The following is a 1,074-nucleotide window of genomic DNA, read 5'->3' on the forward strand; positions in this document are numbered from 1 at the left end:
AATGTCTCACCGTGCCAACGGAAATGCGACTCCAGATCGATCGGTGCCTTCGTCACCCGCGACCCGACGATGAATCGCATCCGTGCCTCGTCGAGCTTGTTCAGGTTGTCCGCCGACAACATGCCCGCGTCGGCGACGACCACGAAACTCTCCACCCCGTGCCGGGCCTGGAACTGCTCGATGATCGGCACGATCGTGTGCTTCTCAGCCTTGTTTCCGGCGTAACACCCGATCTCCAACGGGAACCCGTTCCGGTCGACCAGCAGGCCGACCATCACCTGCGGATCGACCCGGCGTTCCTTGCTGAATCCGACTTTCCGCAGGCGGTCTTCCTTTTCCGCCTCGAAATACAGTGTGGTCACGTCGTAGAGACACAACGACACGTCTCCGTGCGCGGTGGCATGAGCGAAGCATGCCTGCGCGATCCTGTCCCGGAACTTGCCGGTCCTCGCCCGGGCCAGGGTGCGCCGCATCGTCGAATACGACGCCGGTGACCGGCCCATCTCGGTGAGCACTCGCGCGGTGTCGGCCAGCGATGTCGGCTCGACCAGCCGGGCGATCACCAGATCCCGGAATACCTCGTCGGCGACGACACCGAACCCGAGCCGGTCATAGACCTCGGCCAGCGCATCGAACAACACGCCGGAATGCGTGCCGGTCACCCGGGCCACACTCACCGGACCGGCTGGTGGTGCCGGGACAGCCGCGAACAACACCGGAACCGGTTCCGGGGCCGTGACCAGCGGTGTTCGGGTCGCCACCGGTTCCAGGCCCAGGTCGAGCCGGCCTTGGGAGTCGTCATCGATCAGCTCGCGGGCCTTCGCCATGAGCACGCCCAGTTCGGCATCGGTGTGGGCGGACCCGACGTGGGCGACGATGCGTTGCCGGCGACTGCCGGTGTACTCGGCGATCTGGACCGCGGTCGCTCCGGACGCGGTCCGTACTCGCCGGATGAACACCACGACCCGGGATTCTACCTGGCCGTTAGTGCGTGAAACCGCCGCTTCACGCGACCATCACACCAGGTCAAGGCGATACAGGTCCGAAAGTTCTGGTGACCTGACCAAACTCAGG

Annotated in this window: 1 protein-coding gene; it reads right to left on the reverse strand. The window is 65.2% G+C overall.

The window, feature by feature from the left end:
• Positions 1–962: IS1634 family transposase (locus ACFXK0_RS29085; protein ID WP_379414279.1), on the reverse strand; the 962-nt coding region annotated here is incomplete at its 3' end.
• Positions 963–1,074 lie beyond the last annotated feature (112 nt).

The organism is Nocardia sp. NPDC059177, assembly GCF_042755165.1.
GTDB lineage: Bacteria > Actinomycetota > Actinomycetes > Mycobacteriales > Mycobacteriaceae > Nocardia.